The 16,463-nt window shown below is 62.2% G+C and carries 15 protein-coding genes; 12 read left to right on the top strand and 3 right to left on the bottom strand.

Annotated features, from left to right (window positions below):
* The first annotated feature begins 8 nt into the window (after nucleotides 1–8).
* From flhA to MKZ91_RS07790, 6 genes are all read left to right on the top strand, one after another.
* Nucleotides 9–2,096: a flagellar biosynthesis protein FlhA gene (flhA, locus tag MKZ91_RS07815; protein WP_336169725.1), complete on the top strand. Its 2,088-nt coding sequence runs from the start codon at nucleotides 9–11 to the stop codon at nucleotides 2,094–2,096.
* Entirely contained in the window at nucleotides 2,093–2,845 is a 753-nt protein-coding gene (gene fliR / locus MKZ91_RS07810) for a flagellar biosynthetic protein FliR (RefSeq protein WP_336169723.1), read from the top strand. Before flhA ends, fliR begins: the two co-directional genes overlap by 4 nt.
* A 4-nt stretch (nucleotides 2,846–2,849) precedes the next feature.
* On the top strand, nucleotides 2,850–3,263 hold the full coding sequence (locus MKZ91_RS07805; RefSeq protein WP_336169721.1) for a hypothetical protein: 414 nt from the start codon (nucleotides 2,850–2,852) through the stop codon (nucleotides 3,261–3,263).
* 111 nt (nucleotides 3,264–3,374) lie between these two features.
* Complete coding sequence (locus tag MKZ91_RS07800) at nucleotides 3,375–3,926, top strand: rod-binding protein (RefSeq protein ID WP_336169719.1); 552 nt, start codon at nucleotides 3,375–3,377, stop codon at nucleotides 3,924–3,926.
* Nucleotides 3,927–3,940: 14 nt separating this feature from the next.
* Entirely contained in the window at nucleotides 3,941–4,309 is a 369-nt protein-coding gene (locus MKZ91_RS07795; RefSeq protein ID WP_336169717.1) for a hypothetical protein, read from the top strand.
* Nucleotides 4,309–4,875, top strand: coding sequence for a hypothetical protein (locus MKZ91_RS07790; RefSeq protein WP_336169715.1), 567 nt, complete (start codon nucleotides 4,309–4,311; stop codon nucleotides 4,873–4,875). Before MKZ91_RS07795 ends, MKZ91_RS07790 begins: the two co-directional genes overlap by 1 nt.
* 52 nt (nucleotides 4,876–4,927) lie before the next feature.
* On the opposite strand, the gene MKZ91_RS07785 is transcribed toward MKZ91_RS07790, so the two are convergent.
* A complete protein-coding gene (locus tag MKZ91_RS07785; RefSeq protein ID WP_336169713.1) occupies nucleotides 4,928–5,917 on the bottom strand; it encodes a glycosyltransferase family 2 protein in 990 nt (329 codons plus the stop codon).
* Between the two features lie 155 nt (nucleotides 5,918–6,072).
* Here MKZ91_RS07785 and MKZ91_RS07780 point away from each other — a divergent pair, with 155 nt between their 5' ends.
* From MKZ91_RS07780 to MKZ91_RS07770, 3 genes are read left to right on the top strand one after another with little or no spacing between them, the layout of a single operon-like run.
* The gene (locus MKZ91_RS07780; RefSeq protein WP_336169711.1) at nucleotides 6,073–7,320 is read left to right on the top strand and encodes a glycosyltransferase; all 1,248 of its coding nucleotides are present in this window, start codon (nucleotides 6,073–6,075) and stop codon (nucleotides 7,318–7,320) included.
* Nucleotides 7,317–8,132: a WecB/TagA/CpsF family glycosyltransferase gene (locus MKZ91_RS07775; RefSeq protein ID WP_336169709.1), complete on the top strand. Its 816-nt coding sequence runs from the start codon at nucleotides 7,317–7,319 to the stop codon at nucleotides 8,130–8,132. The genes MKZ91_RS07780 and MKZ91_RS07775 overlap by 4 nt, the downstream gene beginning before the upstream one ends.
* Complete coding sequence (locus MKZ91_RS07770; protein ID WP_336169708.1) at nucleotides 8,129–9,022, top strand: DUF6492 family protein; 894 nt, start codon at nucleotides 8,129–8,131, stop codon at nucleotides 9,020–9,022. Before MKZ91_RS07775 ends, MKZ91_RS07770 begins: the two co-directional genes overlap by 4 nt.
* 20 nt (nucleotides 9,023–9,042) lie before the next feature.
* Here MKZ91_RS07770 and MKZ91_RS07765 read toward each other — a convergent pair whose 3' ends face one another.
* The gene (locus MKZ91_RS07765; RefSeq protein ID WP_336169707.1) at nucleotides 9,043–10,308 is read right to left on the bottom strand and encodes a lipopolysaccharide biosynthesis protein; all 1,266 of its coding nucleotides are present in this window, start codon (nucleotides 10,306–10,308) and stop codon (nucleotides 9,043–9,045) included.
* Nucleotides 10,309–10,575: 267 nt separating this feature from the next.
* Here MKZ91_RS07765 and MKZ91_RS07760 point away from each other — a divergent pair, with 267 nt between their 5' ends.
* Both MKZ91_RS07760 and folD read left to right on the top strand, forming a co-directional pair.
* Entirely contained in the window at nucleotides 10,576–12,579 is a 2,004-nt protein-coding gene (locus tag MKZ91_RS07760) for a GumC family protein (RefSeq protein ID WP_336169706.1), read from the top strand.
* Nucleotides 12,580–12,802: 223 nt separating this feature from the next.
* A complete protein-coding gene (gene folD, locus MKZ91_RS07755) occupies nucleotides 12,803–13,702 on the top strand; it encodes a bifunctional methylenetetrahydrofolate dehydrogenase/methenyltetrahydrofolate cyclohydrolase FolD (protein ID WP_336169701.1) in 900 nt (299 codons plus the stop codon).
* Nucleotides 13,703–13,750: 48 nt separating this feature from the next.
* Here the strand turns inward: folD and MKZ91_RS07750 are convergent, their stop codons facing one another.
* Nucleotides 13,751–14,782: a LacI family DNA-binding transcriptional regulator gene (locus MKZ91_RS07750; RefSeq protein ID WP_336169699.1), complete on the bottom strand. Its 1,032-nt coding sequence runs from the start codon at nucleotides 14,780–14,782 to the stop codon at nucleotides 13,751–13,753.
* Nucleotides 14,783–15,076: 294 nt separating this feature from the next.
* Here MKZ91_RS07750 and MKZ91_RS07745 point away from each other — a divergent pair, with 294 nt between their 5' ends.
* The gene (locus MKZ91_RS07745) at nucleotides 15,077–16,435 is read left to right on the top strand and encodes an ABC transporter substrate-binding protein (protein WP_336169697.1); all 1,359 of its coding nucleotides are present in this window, start codon (nucleotides 15,077–15,079) and stop codon (nucleotides 16,433–16,435) included.
* Nucleotides 16,436–16,463: the final 28 nt, after the last annotated feature.

Genomic DNA, 16,463 nt, shown 5'->3' with positions numbered 1-16,463 from the left:
GACGAGACATGGCACAACAAGCAGCGCTGATCATCCCGAAAGTGGCACCGAAGGGCCGGGACGTCGGCTTCGCGCTCGGGATCGTGATGATCCTGTCGATCCTCTTCCTGCCGATCCCGCCGTTTCTGATCGATATGGGCCTGGCCTTCTCGATCGCCTTTTCCGTGCTGATCCTGATGGTCTCGCTGTGGATCCAGCGCCCGCTCGAGTTCTCCTCGTTCCCGACCATCCTCCTGATTTCGACCATGGTGCGCCTGGCGCTGAACATCGCCACGACGCGCGTCATCCTTTCGCACGGCCATGAGGGGCACGGCGCCGCCGGCGGCGTCATCTCCGGCTTTGCCAGCCTCGTCATGTCCGGCGACTTCGTCATCGGTCTGATCGTCTTCCTGATCCTCATCACCGTGAACTTCATTGTCATCACCAAGGGTGCGACGCGTATCGCCGAAGTCGGCGCGCGCTTCACCCTCGATGCGATCCCCGGCAAGCAGATGTCGATCGACGCCGACCTGTCGGCGGGTCTGATCGACGAGAAGGAAGCGCAGCGCCGTCGCCGCGAACTCGAAGAGGAAAGCTCCTTCTACGGCGCCATGGACGGTGCTTCGAAGTTCGTCCGCGGCGATGCCATCGCCGGCCTGATCATCACCGCGATCAACATCTTCGGCGGCATCATCATCGGTTATCTGCGTCACGGCATGCCGATCGGCGAAGCGGCCGACGTCTTCGTCAAGCTGTCGGTCGGCGACGGCCTCGTCTCGCAGATCCCGGCCCTGATCGTTTCGCTGGCTGCGGGCCTTCTGGTTTCGCGTGGTGGCACCGCCGGCTCGACCGACCAGGCCGTCGTCGGCCAGCTCGGCGGTTATCCGAAGGCGCTGATGGTTGCCTCCGGTCTCATCATCCTGCTGTCGGTCGTTCCCGGCCTGCCGTTCCTGCCCTTTGCCGTTCTCGGCGGCGGCATGGCGTTCCTGAGCTGGCTCGTGCCGCGCCAGATCGAGGCGGCCAATGCAGCACGACGCGCTGAGGAAGCGGCCAAGGTCCAGCAGACCAAGGAAGGCGAGCAGGATTCGGTCAAGTCGGTGCTGAAGACCGCCGAGATCGAGCTTCTGCTCGGCAAGCAGGTTTCGACCAGACTGCTGGGTGCGCACCAGGAACTGGCGTTCCGCGTCGGCAAGATGCGCCGCAAATTTGCTGGCCAGTACGGCCTCGTCATTCCGGAAATCAAGGTTTCGGACGATATCAGCATCCCCGACAAGGCGTATCATATCCGCATTCACGGCACGACGATCGCCTCCAACACCGTGCGCGTCGGTGAAGTCCTGGTGGTGACCGGCGGCGGCCGCCGGCCGAGTGTGCCGGGCGACGAGATCCGCGAACCCGCCTTCGGCATGCCGGCGGTCTCGATCCTCGAGACCTTCACCGAAGACCTGAAGCGCGAGGGCTTCCACCCGATCGACAACGTCTCGGTGGTGCTGACGCACTTGAGCGAAGTCATCCGCAACAACCTGCCGCACCTGCTTTCCTATAAGGACGTGAAGGTGCTGATCGAGCGGCTGGATCCGGAATACCGCAAGCTCGCCGACGAAATCTGCACCTCGCACATGTCCTATTCGGGCTTGCAGGCGGTATTGAAGCTGCTGCTTGCCGAGCGCGTCTCGATCCGCAACCTGCACCTGATCCTCGAAGCGGTCGCTGAACTTGCGCCGCATGTGCGCAAGACCGAGCAGATCGTCGAGCATGTGCGCGTGCGCATGTCGCAGCAGCTGTGCGGTGACCTTGCCGACAACGGTATCCTGCGTGTTCTGCGGCTTGGCAACAAATGGGACATGGTCTTCCACCAGGCGCTGAAGCGCGACGCCAAAGGCGAAGTCGTCGAGTTCGACATCGATCCGCGGCATCTGGAAGAGTTCAGCGAGCAGGCGACCAAAGTTATCCGTGAACATCTCGATCGCGGTATGCCCTTCGTGCTGGTAAGTTCGCCCGAATCTCGCTCATATGTGCGCATGATCATCGAACGTCTCTTTGCCACCTTGCCCGTGCTCTCGCATGTCGAGCTTGCCAAGGGCCTCGAGATCAAGATCATCGGCTCCATTTCATGATCACCGACCCGGAGGGCACGGTGCTGGCGCTGTTTGCGGCCTTTTGCCGGATCGGCGGTTGCATCATGATCATGCCCGGGTTTTCGAGTGCGCGTATCCCGATGCAGGTGCGCCTGTTCATCGCCGTGGCGATTTCCATGGCGATCCTGCCCATCATGTGGACGGACATATATCCTGAGGTCACCGGCAAGGGGCACAGTTACATCTACCTGATCGCCGCCGAGACGGCCGTCGGCGCGGTCATGGGCCTTGTTGCCCGTTATTACGTCCTCGGGCTGCAGTTTGCCGGCACGGCGATCACCATGTTGATCGGTTTCGCTTCGCCGCCATCGTCGGACGTGATTGAAGATACGCCGGAAAACCAGATGACCAGCTTGATCAGCTTCGCGGGGTTGATGGTCCTCTTCATGCTCGATTTCCATCATGTGATGATCGAGGCAATCGTCCAGTCCTATCAGGCCATGCCGATCGGTACCGCCTTTGATCCGCAGGGCGTGTTGATCACGCTGACGGATTCGCTCGCGCAGACCTTCATGATCATGTTGCGGCTCGCGAGCCCTTTCCTCATCTACGGCCTGCTGTTCAACGTCGCGATCGGCATGGTCAACAAGCTTGCGCCGCAGATACCGATCTACTTCATCTCGCAGCCCTATCTGATCATGGGCGGCATGTTCCTGCTCTACCTCGGTATCGCCGCGATGCTGCGCCTGTTCGGCGACGGTTTCGCGCCGGTCATGCAGGGAGGATGACGGCATGAAGAAGCGCTCGGACAAGCTTAAGCGGCTGGTTGCGGTTCAGCGACACCTGGAGCAGATGGCGGAGGCTGATTTCGTTGACATGGTGCGCCAGCGCGAGGTCCTGGCCGAGACGATCGATGTCGTCGTCGACGCCATGGGCTCGGCCCACCCCATGCACCGGATGTTCTCCGGCCATTATTCCTCGCAGGTCGGTCGCCTCGTGCAGAAGGACCAGATGTTGCTCGGCATCCAGCAGACGCACGAAGCGCGCATGCTGCGCGAACGGGCAAAGGCCGACCGGCTCGAGGAGAACATGAAGGACGCGCGGCAGTCCGAAGACCGCGAAGAGGCCGATAACTCCATCTACGACCTGATCGATCAACACGTTACGGGAAACGCGCCAGCTTCCGGTAAGGTTGACGGGCGATAGTACGCCATCCGGGGTTGCTCCGATGGTGGAGCGGATCCGGCCCGACTATCGCCTTTTGGCATCGGCGTTGCTGTGCAACGTCGAAGCAGGCTCGATTTAAGAGGATTCGTCATGGCCATTTCTCCGCCCAGCGATCTGGTGATGGACGTCGTGCGCGCCGCTGATCCAACCGAGGTTCAGGAGGCCCAGGCACGGCTGAAGGCCAACCGTGCCGCGTTCAAGGCGACGAGCCTTGCCGAAAATGGCAACGGCTTTGCCGCTGCGGTCAATGTTCTCAATACGTCTCCGGACGGAACGAGCGGGCTCGGCGACATCAACAATCGCGTCGAGCAGAAGAAGATCCCTGAGACCTATCGCAAGTTCGAGGCCATGGTGCTGCAGAATTTCGTGAAGTCGATGCTGCCGTCCGAAAGCGAGAACGTCTTCGGCAAGGGCACGGCGGGCGACATCTGGAAGAGCATGATGGCCGAACAGATCGGCGACGTCATTTCCAAGAGCGGCGGCATCGGCATTGCCGAACAGTTGGCGGGTGGAAATGCGGGCGATCGCGTCCAGGCATCCCTTGACGGCAACAGCCGAAACCTCGCCGCAAGCCTCGTGCAGGAATACGAGCGCAAGACGCTGACCGGCTTTACGACAGAAGACGACAAGAACAAAGCTTAATTGGGAGTTGATTCATGGAAGCTGTGGCATCCAATGACGTCCGGATCCAGAACGTGCTCGGCCGCCTGGAAATGATCCTCGACAACGAGAACAGCCGGATCGGCATCGACCCGGAATTCGACATCAAGACGTCGAATGCGCACAAGAGCCGCTGCCTGTACGAATTGACGATGCTGCATCGCGACATGCTGCCGGGCGACAATTCTCCCGCCTTCGCCTCGCATGCACGTCACCTGCGCGAGAAGCTCGCAGTCAATTCGCAGAAGGTGGAAGCGCATCTGGAGGCCGTCCGCTCCGTGGTCGACCTTCTGAAGACGGCCGCACAGGATGCCGACGCGGACGGCATCTATTCCGAGGCGCAGTTCCGCTATAGCGATTTCTGATGCTGAAGCTCATTCTCACCGGGGTCTGGGTCTGCGCGGTGACGCTCGGATCGGTCTATTATTCGATGCAAAGCGCCTCGGCGCCCGCCACCGCCGATGGCGAGGCGGCTCGGCGCGCGTCGGAACAATATGTTCCCGGTGAGATGATCACCGTGCCGGTGATCAAGGATGGCGCCGTCCAGGGCTACTTCCTCACCAAGCTTTCCTTCTCCGCGACCAAGGAGGGGATCAACAATCTTCGCGCCCCGCTTCGGCAGGTGGTCACCGACGAGCTTTACGATCTGCTTGTCGGTTCGAAACTGATCGATGTTGCCGACACCGGCAACTTCGATCTGCCGACCTTCAAGACCACGGTGAAGGATGGCCTCAACAAGAAGATTGGCGAAGAGGTGATTACCGAAGTGCTGGTCGAGCAGCTCGAATATCTCACCAAGGACGACGTCAAGCGTGTCGCCAACAGCCAGAACGTGCCGCGTCAGAAGCCGGTTCCGATCGTCGACAAGAACGGCCATGTCGCCGACGACAAGTTGCCGGAAGGTGCCGTACAGGCAACCAGTACACATTGATAACTGTGGGGCGAGGGCGCCTTCGCTCCAACCGGATGGCGGCGTGCCGCTCTCAGTTCTTTTCCGGATTGCGGTACTGTTCGTTGACGAGACCGAATTCCGCCATTAGCCGCCCGATCGCCACGTAGAAGTGGTAGAGCCCGGCGGACGCAAGCCCGCTCTTGCTCCACAGTTCGATGCCGCGCGGGATGGAGGCGCCAAGCAGCGCCAGGGATTTTCCGAAGGTTTTCAACCGCCCGCTGAGGCTCGGGTCGCGTCGATGCTCGAGCATCGTCGAGATCGCACCGTTCCTGAGGCTGCGAGCACGGATCCAGGGTGTGCTCGTCCGGCGCGCAGGGACCGTTTCGGCGACCCAGGCGTCCGTCGCCCAGGCAAAGGAAAAGCCCTTCTCCTTGCAGCGGCTGTAGAAGTCGGCGTCGCCTCCGCCGATGAAATTGAATGCCGGATCCAGAAACGGTCGCGGCATGGCGTCGAGCACCGCCCGGGTAATGAGGACATTGCCGGAGGAATAGAGGATGGGCACCGGACCGGTCGTGTCGTAATGGGGCGTAAAGACCGGGTGGCGCTTCCATTTCTGCCCACCGTCTCCCTCGAACACCGGCAGTTGCGGCCCGCCGACCATGTCTGTGCAGGTCGTTTCCTGTACCGTGATGAGGCAATCGAGCCATTCGGGTGCCGCCACCTCGTCGTCGTCGATGATCGCGATCGCCTTGAGATTGGGGTAGGTTTCAAGCGCGGTCGACCAGCCGGCGTTGTAGGCGTGGCAGTTCCCGCGCCGGTGCGCGACGATGACGATCGAATCCGACGGATGGCCGAGGAAGAAGTCTTTGGCCGCCGCAGCGCCCGCAAGACCCTCGTCGTCGTTCTCCACGACGACGGTCGCGAAAGAGACGTCAGGCCTTTGCGATACAATGGTTTTCAGCGTCTTGATGACGTGCTCGGGCCGACGGAACGTCGGCAGCACGACGACGAGTTCGATGTCGCCGGCATCTTCCAGTTCTGTTCGGAAATAGACGGAAATGTCGTGGCCGGTCGACGTCATGGCGAAACCCGTAAAAGCAAAATTGCCAAGCAATACAACAAATCTTCCTAAACAGATGCTGAACCCGCAGGGCGAATTTTGAAAGGGGGCTTTAAGTGCTCTTTCACCTCATACTGCTAATGAATGGCCCGGTTCCATTCATGATGCGTGGCAAAATGCACCTGATTCTGGTTTCTTCGCTCGTTCCCGTCGCCAATCCGGCATCCGGTTTCGATATCGCCAATCGGGCTGTACTCGACGGTCTGCGTGCACTCGGTCACAGGGTCAGCATCATCGGTTTCTTGCAGCCGGGACACACCCCGGCGCCGGATTGCGAGATGCACCTGTTGGGTGAACTCGAGGTGACCAATGCCAAGGTCGGCAAGCTGCGGAAGGTCGGTTGGCTTGCCACGGCCTTTCTCAACCGCACCTCGGTGTCTTCAGGAAAGATGCTGGCGGTTTCGGCAAGCCGCATCCAGTCGATCCTCGACGGCCTGGCGCCGTTCGATGGCCTGGTGCTGAACTCCGTGCAGTTGCCTGCAGCCTTTGCCCAGGTCTTTCGGCCCTTCCCGTCGATCTATGTCGCCCACAATGTCGAAGCTGATTCCGCCTTCGAAAATGCCGAACGCGCGACGGGCGCGGTCGAGCGCTTCCTGTTCCGGCGCGAGGCGCAATATCTCGAGCACTACGAACAGCAGCTCGCGCAGAATGCCGTCGGTGTCTGGACCTTTTCGGAAGCCGATCGTTTCGGCTTCGGTCGCGCCGTCAGCGACCGGGCCTTCGTCCTGCCGCTGGTGACGGGGTGGGATGCGCCAGCGCCGGTGGATCAACATCATCAGGAGCTTCAACAGGATTTGGGCCTGATCGGCACCTGGAGCTGGCGGCCGAACAGGCTCGGGCTCGACTGGTTCTTGGGCGAAGTCGTGCCGCATCTGCCGGAGCACATGTCGGTTGCGATTGCCGGCCAGATGGACGGGACGCCGACGGTTGCCCATCCCGGGGTCCGCTTTGTCGGGCGGGTGCCGGATGCGCGCGCGTTTGTCACCGGCAGCGCCGTCGTGCCGCTTGTCAGCCGTGGCGGCACCGGCGTGCAGCTGAAAAGCATCGAGACCTTCGAACTCGGCATGCCCTGCGTGGCAACACAGGCCTCGTTGCGCGGCATAGAGGCAGTGCCCGACAATTGCGCGACGGCTGACGGTCCGGCAGAGTTCGCGCGTCTCTTGGTCGAAAAGGTCGCAAGGGTGCGCGCGGGTGACCGGCAGCGCCGTGATGGCGCGATCTTTCATCGGGCCCAGAAGGCGAGGCTGATGCGCGTGATGCGCAACGTGTTGGTGGGCCTGACCGCAAGCGACCCCAACGGCCAACAGGGGGAAGAGCCATCCGTTCCGCCCGCGCTGAAGATCCATGACGGGGGACGGTCGTGACAAAGGCTGCCGCCGGTTCGAATGCCGTGCCTTCTAAACGTCTGATCCTCGGCATGCCGGTGGCCGATTTCGGCTGGGCGAATGCCTTCGCCTTTGCATCAGACGCGCTGTCGCGATCTGCCGGGCAAACGTCGCTTGCCTTCCTGAATGCCAACAACGCCAACCTCATGATGAAGGACGCAGCCTATCGCGAGGTACTCACCCGACAGGTCGTCTTTCCTGACGGTCACGGCGTCGACATCGCGTCCTACCTCTTTTACGGGCGAATGTTTCCCGCCAATCTGAACGGCACCGATTTCGTTCCGGCGCTGCTGACCTATGTGGACAGGCCGCTGCGTATTGCCATGATCGGCGCTCGGCCGCGGGTGCTCGCACACGCGGCCGAGAATTTTCGCAAGCACGCGCCCTGGCACGTGTTCCTGCCGGTTTCCGATGGTTTCTTCGATCGTGCAAAATCTGCCGAGATCCTCGCCGAGGTGCGCGCGCTGAAAGCCGACATCCTGCTCGTCGCCATGGGCAGTCCGGGGCAGGAAAAATGGGTCGATGCACATGTCGGCCCGCAAGATGCGAAGCTGGTGATCACCGTTGGCGCGCTGTTCGATTTCGTGGCGGAAGAGTTTCCGCGGGCGCCGAAGTTCCTGCGCCGGCTGCGGCTGGAGTGGTTCTTCCGCCTGGCGATGGAACCGCGGCGCATGTGGCGGCGCTACGTCCTTGGAAATCCGCTTTTCCTCCTCCACGTCCTCTGGCACAAGCTATCGGGACGGGCGCGGGAAAATGTCGCCGATGCCAGCCTGCGAACGGGAACATCGTGAACGGTCAGACCATGCGCACCGCGATTGTCACAGCCTCCTATGCCAATGATTTCGAGCGCTGCCGGCTCATGTGCGAAAGCATGGACCGCAAGCTTGAAGGCGACTGGAAGCACTATTTGCTGGTGGCCGACTTCGACGTCGCACACTTCCGCCAACTGGAAGGCACGAGGCGTCAGGTGATCAGCGAAGGCGATCTTCTGCCCTGGTGGCTTCATCCCGTCACCGATCCTCTCTCGGCCACGCGCCGGAAAGTGTGGCTCAGCCCCTTTGGCCTGCCGCTGCGCGGCTGGCATGCGCAGCAGCTTCGCCGCCTGGCGCTGGCGCGTCATATCGACGAGGCGGCGATGTTTGCGGTGGATTCCGACGTTGTCTTCCTGCGCTCCTTCGATCCGGCCAGTCTCTGGCACGACGGTCGGCTGACGCTCTACCGCAAGGATGGGGCGATCAACGCGCAGATGCGTTCCAACCACCTGGAATGGCTCGCCCATTCCGACCGCCTTCTGGGCATCGGTCCCTACCGGCTGCCCGCCAATGACTACATCAACACCCTGATCGGATGGCGGAGCGACACCTGCAGGAAGCTGCTCGACCACATCGAGGCACTGCATGGCCGCAACTGGGTGCGCGCGGTCACGCGGACGCGTGCCTTTTCCGAATGCACGATCTACGGCCGCTTCGTCGACGAGGTCCTGGGCGGCGAAGGGCACGTGCCCTCCGATGCAGCCCTTTGCCATGTGCTCTGGTTCGAGGACAGCTACCGGCAGGACCTTTCCGGCCTGCGCGACTTTCTCAAGGACATGGCGCCGCACCAGATCGGCATCGGCGTGCAGTCCTTCGTTGGGCATGACCTTGACGACATCCGTCGTGCGGTACTCGAACTCGCGGCGTAAACGATCAGGCGCGACCGGCGTCAGATGACCCGCTCAGTCGGCTTCCGCAGCGCCGTGTAGGTCAGCGCGAAGGACAGGATATAGAGGGCGAGGAAGATCGCGTTGAGCGATGGCGCCCACTCGGCGACATCGGTTGTCGTTCTGAGTAGCAACACCAGCAATGCCACCTTGACGACGCCGGCGATCAGGAGGTTGAGCATGCGCCGCATCGTCCGTCCGGTCGCATAGAGCAACTCGGAGTGGTATTCGATCAGGTTGCGGAAGGATGGGACGAGAAGGATGATCGCCACGATCGGCGCGGCGGCCGAGACATTGCGCCCAAGGCCGTTGGGGAAGATCCAGAGATAGGTCGCCATGGCGGCGATCGCGGCGAGCGAGGCAAGTGCCACCAGCAGTTCGATCGACAGCCGCACACGCCAGCGGGCGATCGCCTCGGGTGTGCGCATGATGCGCTGGACGAGCAGGGTATTGAACGATCGCACCGGCAGCGCCGTCAGATCGGCAAGGCGCATCAGGATGGCGTAGAGGCCGGAGACTGCCGGCCCGCCGATGGCAAGCACCGCGATCTTGTCGAATTCCGACTGGACGTAGAAGAGCACCTCGGCGCCGGCGACGGATACCGAATCCGCCCAGCGCCGGAAATAGAGCCGGGGCTGCCAGCGCAGGCGAACGCGCGGGTAGAACCACAAGAGCGCCACGAGCAGGCTCACGGCATTGGCGATCAGGTAGAAATAGGACCAGACCTCCAGTGTCTTTCCCGGCAGCAGGGCGAAAAGCAGCGCTGCACCGGTGCGGACCGCCGTACCGATCACCACAAGCAGGGCGCCGCGCCCAAAGCGGCCGAGGCCGTTCAAGACGATGACGGCGGTTTCCAGCCCGCGCCAGCAGATGATCTCGGCCAGCATGAAGGCGGAAAAGACGCTTGCCGTCATGTCTCGGGAAAAGAGCGTGGCGAAGGTGATGGCCGAGATGATCGCGATCAGCGGCAGCGACAGCACTGCGCCGACCAGGAAGCCGGCGCTGTAGGTGCCCACCAGCAGCGGCTTTACGGTCGCGACGCGGTATAGCGGCGACATGAAGCCGAAGGCGAGCACCCGCGAGATCATGATGCCGGCCGCCGACGCGGTCGCGAACAGGCCGAAATCGGCGATGGCAAGCGTATTGGCGACGGCGATGAAATAGACAAGCGACAGCACCAACCGCCCTGCCGAGCCTCCGGTCATGGAGAGGTAGGCGTGGATCAGCGCCCTGTGGCGGAGATAAAGCGCTTTGATGCGATGAAGCACGGCCGACGTTCCAATAGCGCGTCTCCCGTCGACGCCGATGGAAACGCTCTATCTCCTTGTTTTTGTGCAGTACCGAAGGCGTGCGCGCTGCGCAGGCGGTCGGAATTGCTCTCCTGTTCTCCCTCATAGGCGGGAAAGCTTAATAAGGCGTGAGATCGGTGGTCATGAGCTCGCAATCCCATGAAAATTAACCATTTGTTTCCCATGTTTCCTTAGGTTGACTTCACTATTCGGAATTCGCCGTCTCGGCAGCCCGCGGGATCAGTCATGTTCAACATCGACGACGAGAAACGCCCGGTTCCGCGTGCATCGTTGCTCGATTTCGTAGCCGAGGACACGCGTGGTCCTGCGCGTGCGCAGAAATCGCGAGCTGTGGCGGATTCCGGCGAGGGCGTCTCGCTGCTCAATCATTTGTCTGATGCCGACGGTGCGGCCGCGCGACCTGGCAAGCGACCAAGTGCCGCCCAGTCCGCCCCTGAAAGCAAGGCGACGACTGCCCGCTCAACGACCGCCAAGCGATCGACCTATGGTTTGACCGGCATGCGCGACAAGCTCGGGCGCTGGCTGGCCGACGGTCAGCCCGGTAGTGCGGCCGAAACCGCCGGCGCCGCTGCAGGCGACAGGCCGCTCATCGACATCAAGACCGTGCTGCGCGCCGTCTGGCAGGTGCGCAAGATCATCATCGCCACCACCGTGCTCGGCGCCGTCGGCGGCATCCTGCTGGCGCTGTCGACGCCCAGCATCTACGTGTCCGAGGCCAAGCTCTATGTCGATCCGCGCGAGGTTCGGCTGACGGATTCCGATTTGTCGAAGCAATCGCTGGCAACCGAGGGCATCCTTGCGCTGGTCGACAGTCAGCTTGAGGTGCTGCGCTCACGCACGGTCATGGAAAAGGTCGCAACCGATCTCGATCTGGCGAGCGATGCGGAGTTTTCCGGCAAGGCGTCCGCGAGCGGCGATGCATCCGCCCGTGTGCTGAAGAAGCTGGGCGAGGCCATCCATGTCTGGCGCGATCCGAAGACCTTCATCGTCACGGTCGAGACCCAGACCCGCGACCCCGAGAAATCGGCGTTGATCGCCAATCGCCTTGTCGAAACCTTCCTCGGCGAGGAAACGGCGGCGCAGTCCGGCTTCTTCCAGAAAACGACGGTGGCGCTGGATGCCCGGATCAAGGAGCTGAAATCGGAGCTCGATGCGGCGGAAAAGGCCGTTGAAGACTATAAGGCCAACAACGACATCGTCGGCGCCGGCGGCGAACTGATTGCCGACAAACAACTCTTGAGCCTGAGCGACCAGGTGGCTGCTGCACGCAACCGCATCGCCGAGGCCAAGGCCAAGGCCGAGGCTTCCGGCAAGGTGCATCTGAACGATGTCCTGACTGGTGCCTATCCCGAAGAAGTCAGCTCGCTGGCACTGACCGAGCTGCGCAAGCAATTCGCGGCGACCAAGGCGCAGCTGAGTGCGCTCGACGCAAGCCTCGGCCCACGGCACCCGCAGCGCATCGCCGCCCAGCAGGCGCTCGAGGCATCGCGCTCCGAGATTGCCAACGAATTGCGCCGCATTGCGGCTGCGGCCGGCACTGAACTCGACCGTGCGCAGAGGACCGAGCAGGATCTCGTGCAGCAGCTCGCGGTGCAGAAGGCCCGGCAGATCGACTCGTCGGCCGAGTTCGTCGAGCTGCGCGAACTGCAGCGCAAGGCGGCGGCAACCCGCTCGATCTACGAGTCCTTCCTGAAGCGCGCCGGCGAAACGCGTGAAGAGGAAAAGCTGACGACCAAGAACATCCGGGTGATCTCGCAGGCGGAGCCGCCGCTGCAGGCCAAGGGGCCTTCCCGCAAGATCATCGTCATCGCCGCCACCATGGCCGGTTTCTTCGCTGGTTTTGGTCTTGGTGTCCTGCTCGGCATCTATCGCAGCCTGCGCGGGTTGTTTTCCACTGCTGGCTCAAAGATAGAGGACAACCGCGATCCGGAGCCGCCGGAGCCGGATGGTGACCCCGAGCCCTTGCCGCGGGCGCGACAGCAGGCCGAAACGAGGCCGGAAATGCCCGATCTGCCGCCGCAATTCAGCCCTGCCGCGCATCATGCTCAATCATTGACGGCCGCCTACGCGGCCGCCCGTCGCGGCGAAACCGCCGGCCCTTCTGCGCATCAGCCGAGCCTCAGCCTTGTGGAAGAAGACGACGCCGGCGTTGCAAAGGTCCAGGAAGATCTTCGGGCGCTGAGGTCCCGCGTCGAGCATTACTCCCGCCAGAGGCTGGCGCATCGGTAGCCCCTTGCCGGTTGCCTTGCGACCGTCTTCACCCAAGATTGCAGCGGCAACCATTCCCTCTCAGCCTTGAGAGGAAATGCCGCACATTTATCCGAAACAGCCATGTGGTTGCGGCTGCCTCTTGCATTTATGCGTTTGGGACAGCATAGGGCGCTTTAAGGCCATCGCCTTTCCCCGGGCGAACTAGAGTGTGCCGCGTGAACAGGAAGCCAGGAGGAACACCGTGACGACTGTGATTGATGGCAAGCAGGTCGCCGCTTCGGTCATTGAGGCGGTCAAGTCTGCGACGCGGACGCTTGAGGTGGACGCCGGTGTTCGTGCGGGTCTCGCCGTCGTCATCGTCGGCGACGACCCGGCAAGCCATGCCTATGTTTCTTCCAAGAGCAAGATGGCCAAGGAATGCGGCTTCCTGTCGGTCCAGCACACCCTGCCGGAGCAAACGACCCAGGAAGAGCTGGCGGCGCTCGTGGCAGAGCTCAACGCCGATCCGTCGGTCCACGGCATCCTCGTGCAGCTGCCGCTGCCGAAGCATCTGAATTCCGAGCCGATCATCCAGTCGATCCTGCCGGAAAAAGATGTTGATGGCCTGCATGTGGTCAATGCCGGCAAGCTGGCGACCGGCGATCTCGAAGGCGGCCTTGTCTCCTGCACGCCGGCCGGCGCCATGGTGTTCGTGCGCCAGACCCATGGCGATGACCTTTCGGGGCTGAACGCCGTCGTGATCGGGCGCTCGAACCTCTTCGGCAAGCCGATGTCGGCGTTGCTTCTTGCTGCGAACGCGACCGTGACGACGGCGCATTCGCGCACCAAGGATTTGGCTGCCGTCTGCCGCAACGCCGATATTCTCGTTGCCGCAGTCGGCCGCCCGGAGATGGTCAAGGCCGATTGGGTCAAGCCTGGCGCGACGGTGATCGATGTCGGTATCAACCGGGTTCCGGCACCGGAAAAGGGCGAGGGCAAGTCGAAGCTCGTCGGCGACGTCGCCTTCGCTGAAGCTGCCAAGGTCGCCAGCGTCATCACGCCGGTTCCCGGCGGCGTCGGTCCGATGACCATTGCCATGCTGATGGCCAATACCGTTATTGCCGCCTACCGCAAAGCAGGCCGCAAGCCGCCGCGCTTCTGACCCCACTTCAGATGAAATGATGGAGCGCGCCGCTATCGCGGCGCGTTTTCATTTTTGCGGGGCAGGCCCGGTTGACGCGCGCACGATGAGTTCGGCGCGCCAGAGCTCCTGCTCAGGATAATCGCCGCGTTTCAGGATGCCGCCGATCAGCCGCGTGGCAATGCGGGTACCGGCTGCCCTGAGCGACGAGCGCGTCGTGGTCAGCGGTACGCTGAAATTCTCGGGCTTCAGCATCGGCAGCACGTCGTCATGGGCGATCAGCGAGATATCATCGCCGATCTTCAGGCCCGCCTGATTGATCGCTCGCACCGCGCCCAGCGCCAGCACCGTACTGGAGCAGAGCACCGCGGTCGGAGGCTGCGCATGCTGCAGGAAACGCTGCATGCTGCGATAGCCGTGTTCATCGGTCATCAGCGAATGCTCGACCAGGGCCTCGTCGAGGGTGAGGCCGTGTTCGGCAAGCGCCCTGAGCATTCCCTTCTTGCGGCGGATGGAAAAACTTAAGTATTCCGGCCCATTGATCAGCGCGATCCGCTGGTGCCCGAGTTGGATGAGAAGCCGCGCCGCATCATAGAAGGCGCTGGTGTTGTCGATGTCGAGGAAGGGGTAGTCGCGGCTTTCGCCGATCGAACGGCCATGCACGACAAAGGGGATCGACAGCGATTTCAGCATTGCGATGCGCGGATCGTTGGCGCGCATATAGGCGAGGAAGAGCGCGTCGACATTGCCGCTCGCTGCCAAGCGCCGGAAGGTCACCTCCTCATCCTCCGGTGCGCTCGGATTGAGCACGAAGTGGAAGTCGTGCTTGACCGCTTCTTCCGCAAGGCCTGCCAGGAACTCGCCGAAATGCACGTCGGAATCGATGCCGGGCGCAATCGGCATGACCATGCCGATGGAGTAGGCCCTGCCTGTGGCCAGCCGTTGGGCGGCCCGGTTCGGCCGGTAGCCGGTTTCGCGCACGGCCTGCAACACGCGCTGGCGGGTCTCGGCATTGACCTCCGGATAGCCGTTGAGCGCCCGGCTGACTGTCGTTTGCGACAGGCCGAGCAGTTCCGCCAATTGCTTGAGATTGACCGCCATGGCCAGGATTCCTCTCAAAGCGCTTTGGATATCCGTATGATTTTTGGTGTTTGGTCCCAGCGCCCTCCGGTTTGTGTAGCATCCGTTTTTCGAGCAACAAAGCAGAATTCAACCATTGCGCGGTGCAAAACGTTACCGCAAAGCACAATTTCGTCGCACGGAGGACAGTGAAGGGAAATCTCTTGACTCCGCGCGTGTCGCAATGGTTTGTTAGCGAACTCAAAGCGCTTTGAATTTTTCGCGCATTGTGGTTCTGCCCGGCGGGATCCGGGTTCATCTTGGGAGGAGAAGGACGTGAAGAGATCATTGCTGTTGGGCGTGGCAGCCTTTGCCCTGTTTGCGGGTAGCGCCGGTGCCGCGGACCTCAAGTTCAAGCCGGGTGAGGACACGAAGTTCAACTGGGCGAGCTTCGAGGAGTTCAAGAAGGGCCACGACCTCAAGGGCCAGACGCTGACGATCTTCGGTCCCTGGCGCGGCGAGGACGAGGCGCTGTTCAAGAGCGTCTATGCCTACTTCACCGAGGCGACGGGCGCCGAGATCAAGTACTCGTCGTCTGAAAACTACGAACAGCAGATCGTCATCGACACCCAGGCCGGCAGCCCCTCCGAAATCTCGATCCTCCCGCAGCCGGGTCTGATCGGCGACCTCGCCTCCAAGGGCTACCTGACGCCGCTCGGCGACGACACCCAGAAGTGGCTGCTCGACAACTACGCCGCCGGACAGTCTTGGGTCGACCTCTCGACCTACAAGGGCAAGGACGGCAACGCCGCACTTTATGCCTTCCCCTACAAGATCGACGTGAAGTCGCTCGTCTGGTACTCGCCCGAAAACTTCGAGGACGCCGGCTACGAAGTGCCGAAGACCATGGAAGAGCTGAAGGCGCTGACCGAGAAGATTGCTGCTGACGGCGGTAAGCCCTGGTGCATCGGTCTCGGCTCGGGCGGCGCTACCGGCTGGCCGGCCACCGACTGGGTAGAAGACATGATGCTGCGCACCCAGCCGGCCGATGTCTACGACAAGTGGGTCAAGAACGAGATTCCGTTCACCGATCCCGCCGTCGTCGGGGCGATCGACGAGTTCGGCTGGTTCGCCAAGAACGACAAGTTCGTCGATGGCGGTGCAGCGGCCGTTGCCTCGACCGACTTCCGTGACAGCCCGAAGGGCCTCTTTGCCTCGCCGCCGAAGTGCTACCTGCACCACCAGGCATCGTTCATTCCGTCGTTCTTCCCGGAAGGAACGGTGATCGGCGAGGACGCCGACTTCTTCTACATGCCGCCCTATGAAAGCAAGAAGGACCTCGGCAATCCGGTGCTCGGCGCCGGCACGCTGGCGATGATCACCAAGGATTCGCCGGCCGCGCGCGCCTTCATCGAATTCCTGAAGACTCCGATCGCCCATGAGGTCTGGATGGCGCAGACGAGCTTCCTGACACCCTACAAGAGCGTCAACGTCGACACTTACGGCAACCCGCCGCTGAAGAAGCAGGGCGAGATTCTCCTGAACGCGACGACCTTCCGCTTCGACGGTTCCGACCTGATGCCGGGCAAGATCGGCGCAGGCGCTTTCTGGACCGGCATGGTCGATTTCGTCGGCGGCAAGTCGTCGGCCGACGTCGCCGACGGCGTGCAGAAGGCCTGGGACGCCATCAAGTAACAACGACAGCGGGCGGCAGAACTGCCGC

The sequence above is a fragment of the Ensifer sp. MJa1 genome (assembly GCF_037026475.1).
Classification (GTDB): Bacteria; Pseudomonadota; Alphaproteobacteria; order Rhizobiales; family Rhizobiaceae; genus Ensifer.
This window is presented reverse-complemented; position numbering and strand designations above follow the sequence as displayed.

Bases quoted from the DNA above. Each gene is read 5' to 3' on its own strand.
- MKZ91_RS07780 (WP_336169711.1), top strand. From the start codon at position 6,073: ATGCACCTGATTCTGGTTTCTTCGCTCGTTCCCGTCGCCAATCCGGCA.
- flhA (WP_336169725.1), top strand. From the start codon at position 9: ATGGCACAACAAGCAGCGCTGATCATCCCGAAAGTGGCACCGAAGGGC.
- fliR (WP_336169723.1), top strand. From the start codon at position 2,093: ATGATCACCGACCCGGAGGGCACGGTGCTGGCGCTGTTTGCGGCCTTT.
- MKZ91_RS07795 (WP_336169717.1), top strand. From the start codon at position 3,941: ATGGAAGCTGTGGCATCCAATGACGTCCGGATCCAGAACGTGCTCGGC.
- MKZ91_RS07790 (WP_336169715.1), top strand. From the start codon at position 4,309: ATGCTGAAGCTCATTCTCACCGGGGTCTGGGTCTGCGCGGTGACGCTC.
- MKZ91_RS07750 (WP_336169699.1), bottom strand. From the start codon at position 14,782: ATGGCGGTCAATCTCAAGCAATTGGCGGAACTGCTCGGCCTGTCGCAA.
- MKZ91_RS07805 (WP_336169721.1), top strand. From the start codon at position 2,850: ATGAAGAAGCGCTCGGACAAGCTTAAGCGGCTGGTTGCGGTTCAGCGA.
- MKZ91_RS07760 (WP_336169706.1), top strand. From the start codon at position 10,576: ATGTTCAACATCGACGACGAGAAACGCCCGGTTCCGCGTGCATCGTTG.
- MKZ91_RS07785 (WP_336169713.1), bottom strand. From the start codon at position 5,917: ATGACGTCGACCGGCCACGACATTTCCGTCTATTTCCGAACAGAACTG.
- MKZ91_RS07800 (WP_336169719.1), top strand. From the start codon at position 3,375: ATGGCCATTTCTCCGCCCAGCGATCTGGTGATGGACGTCGTGCGCGCC.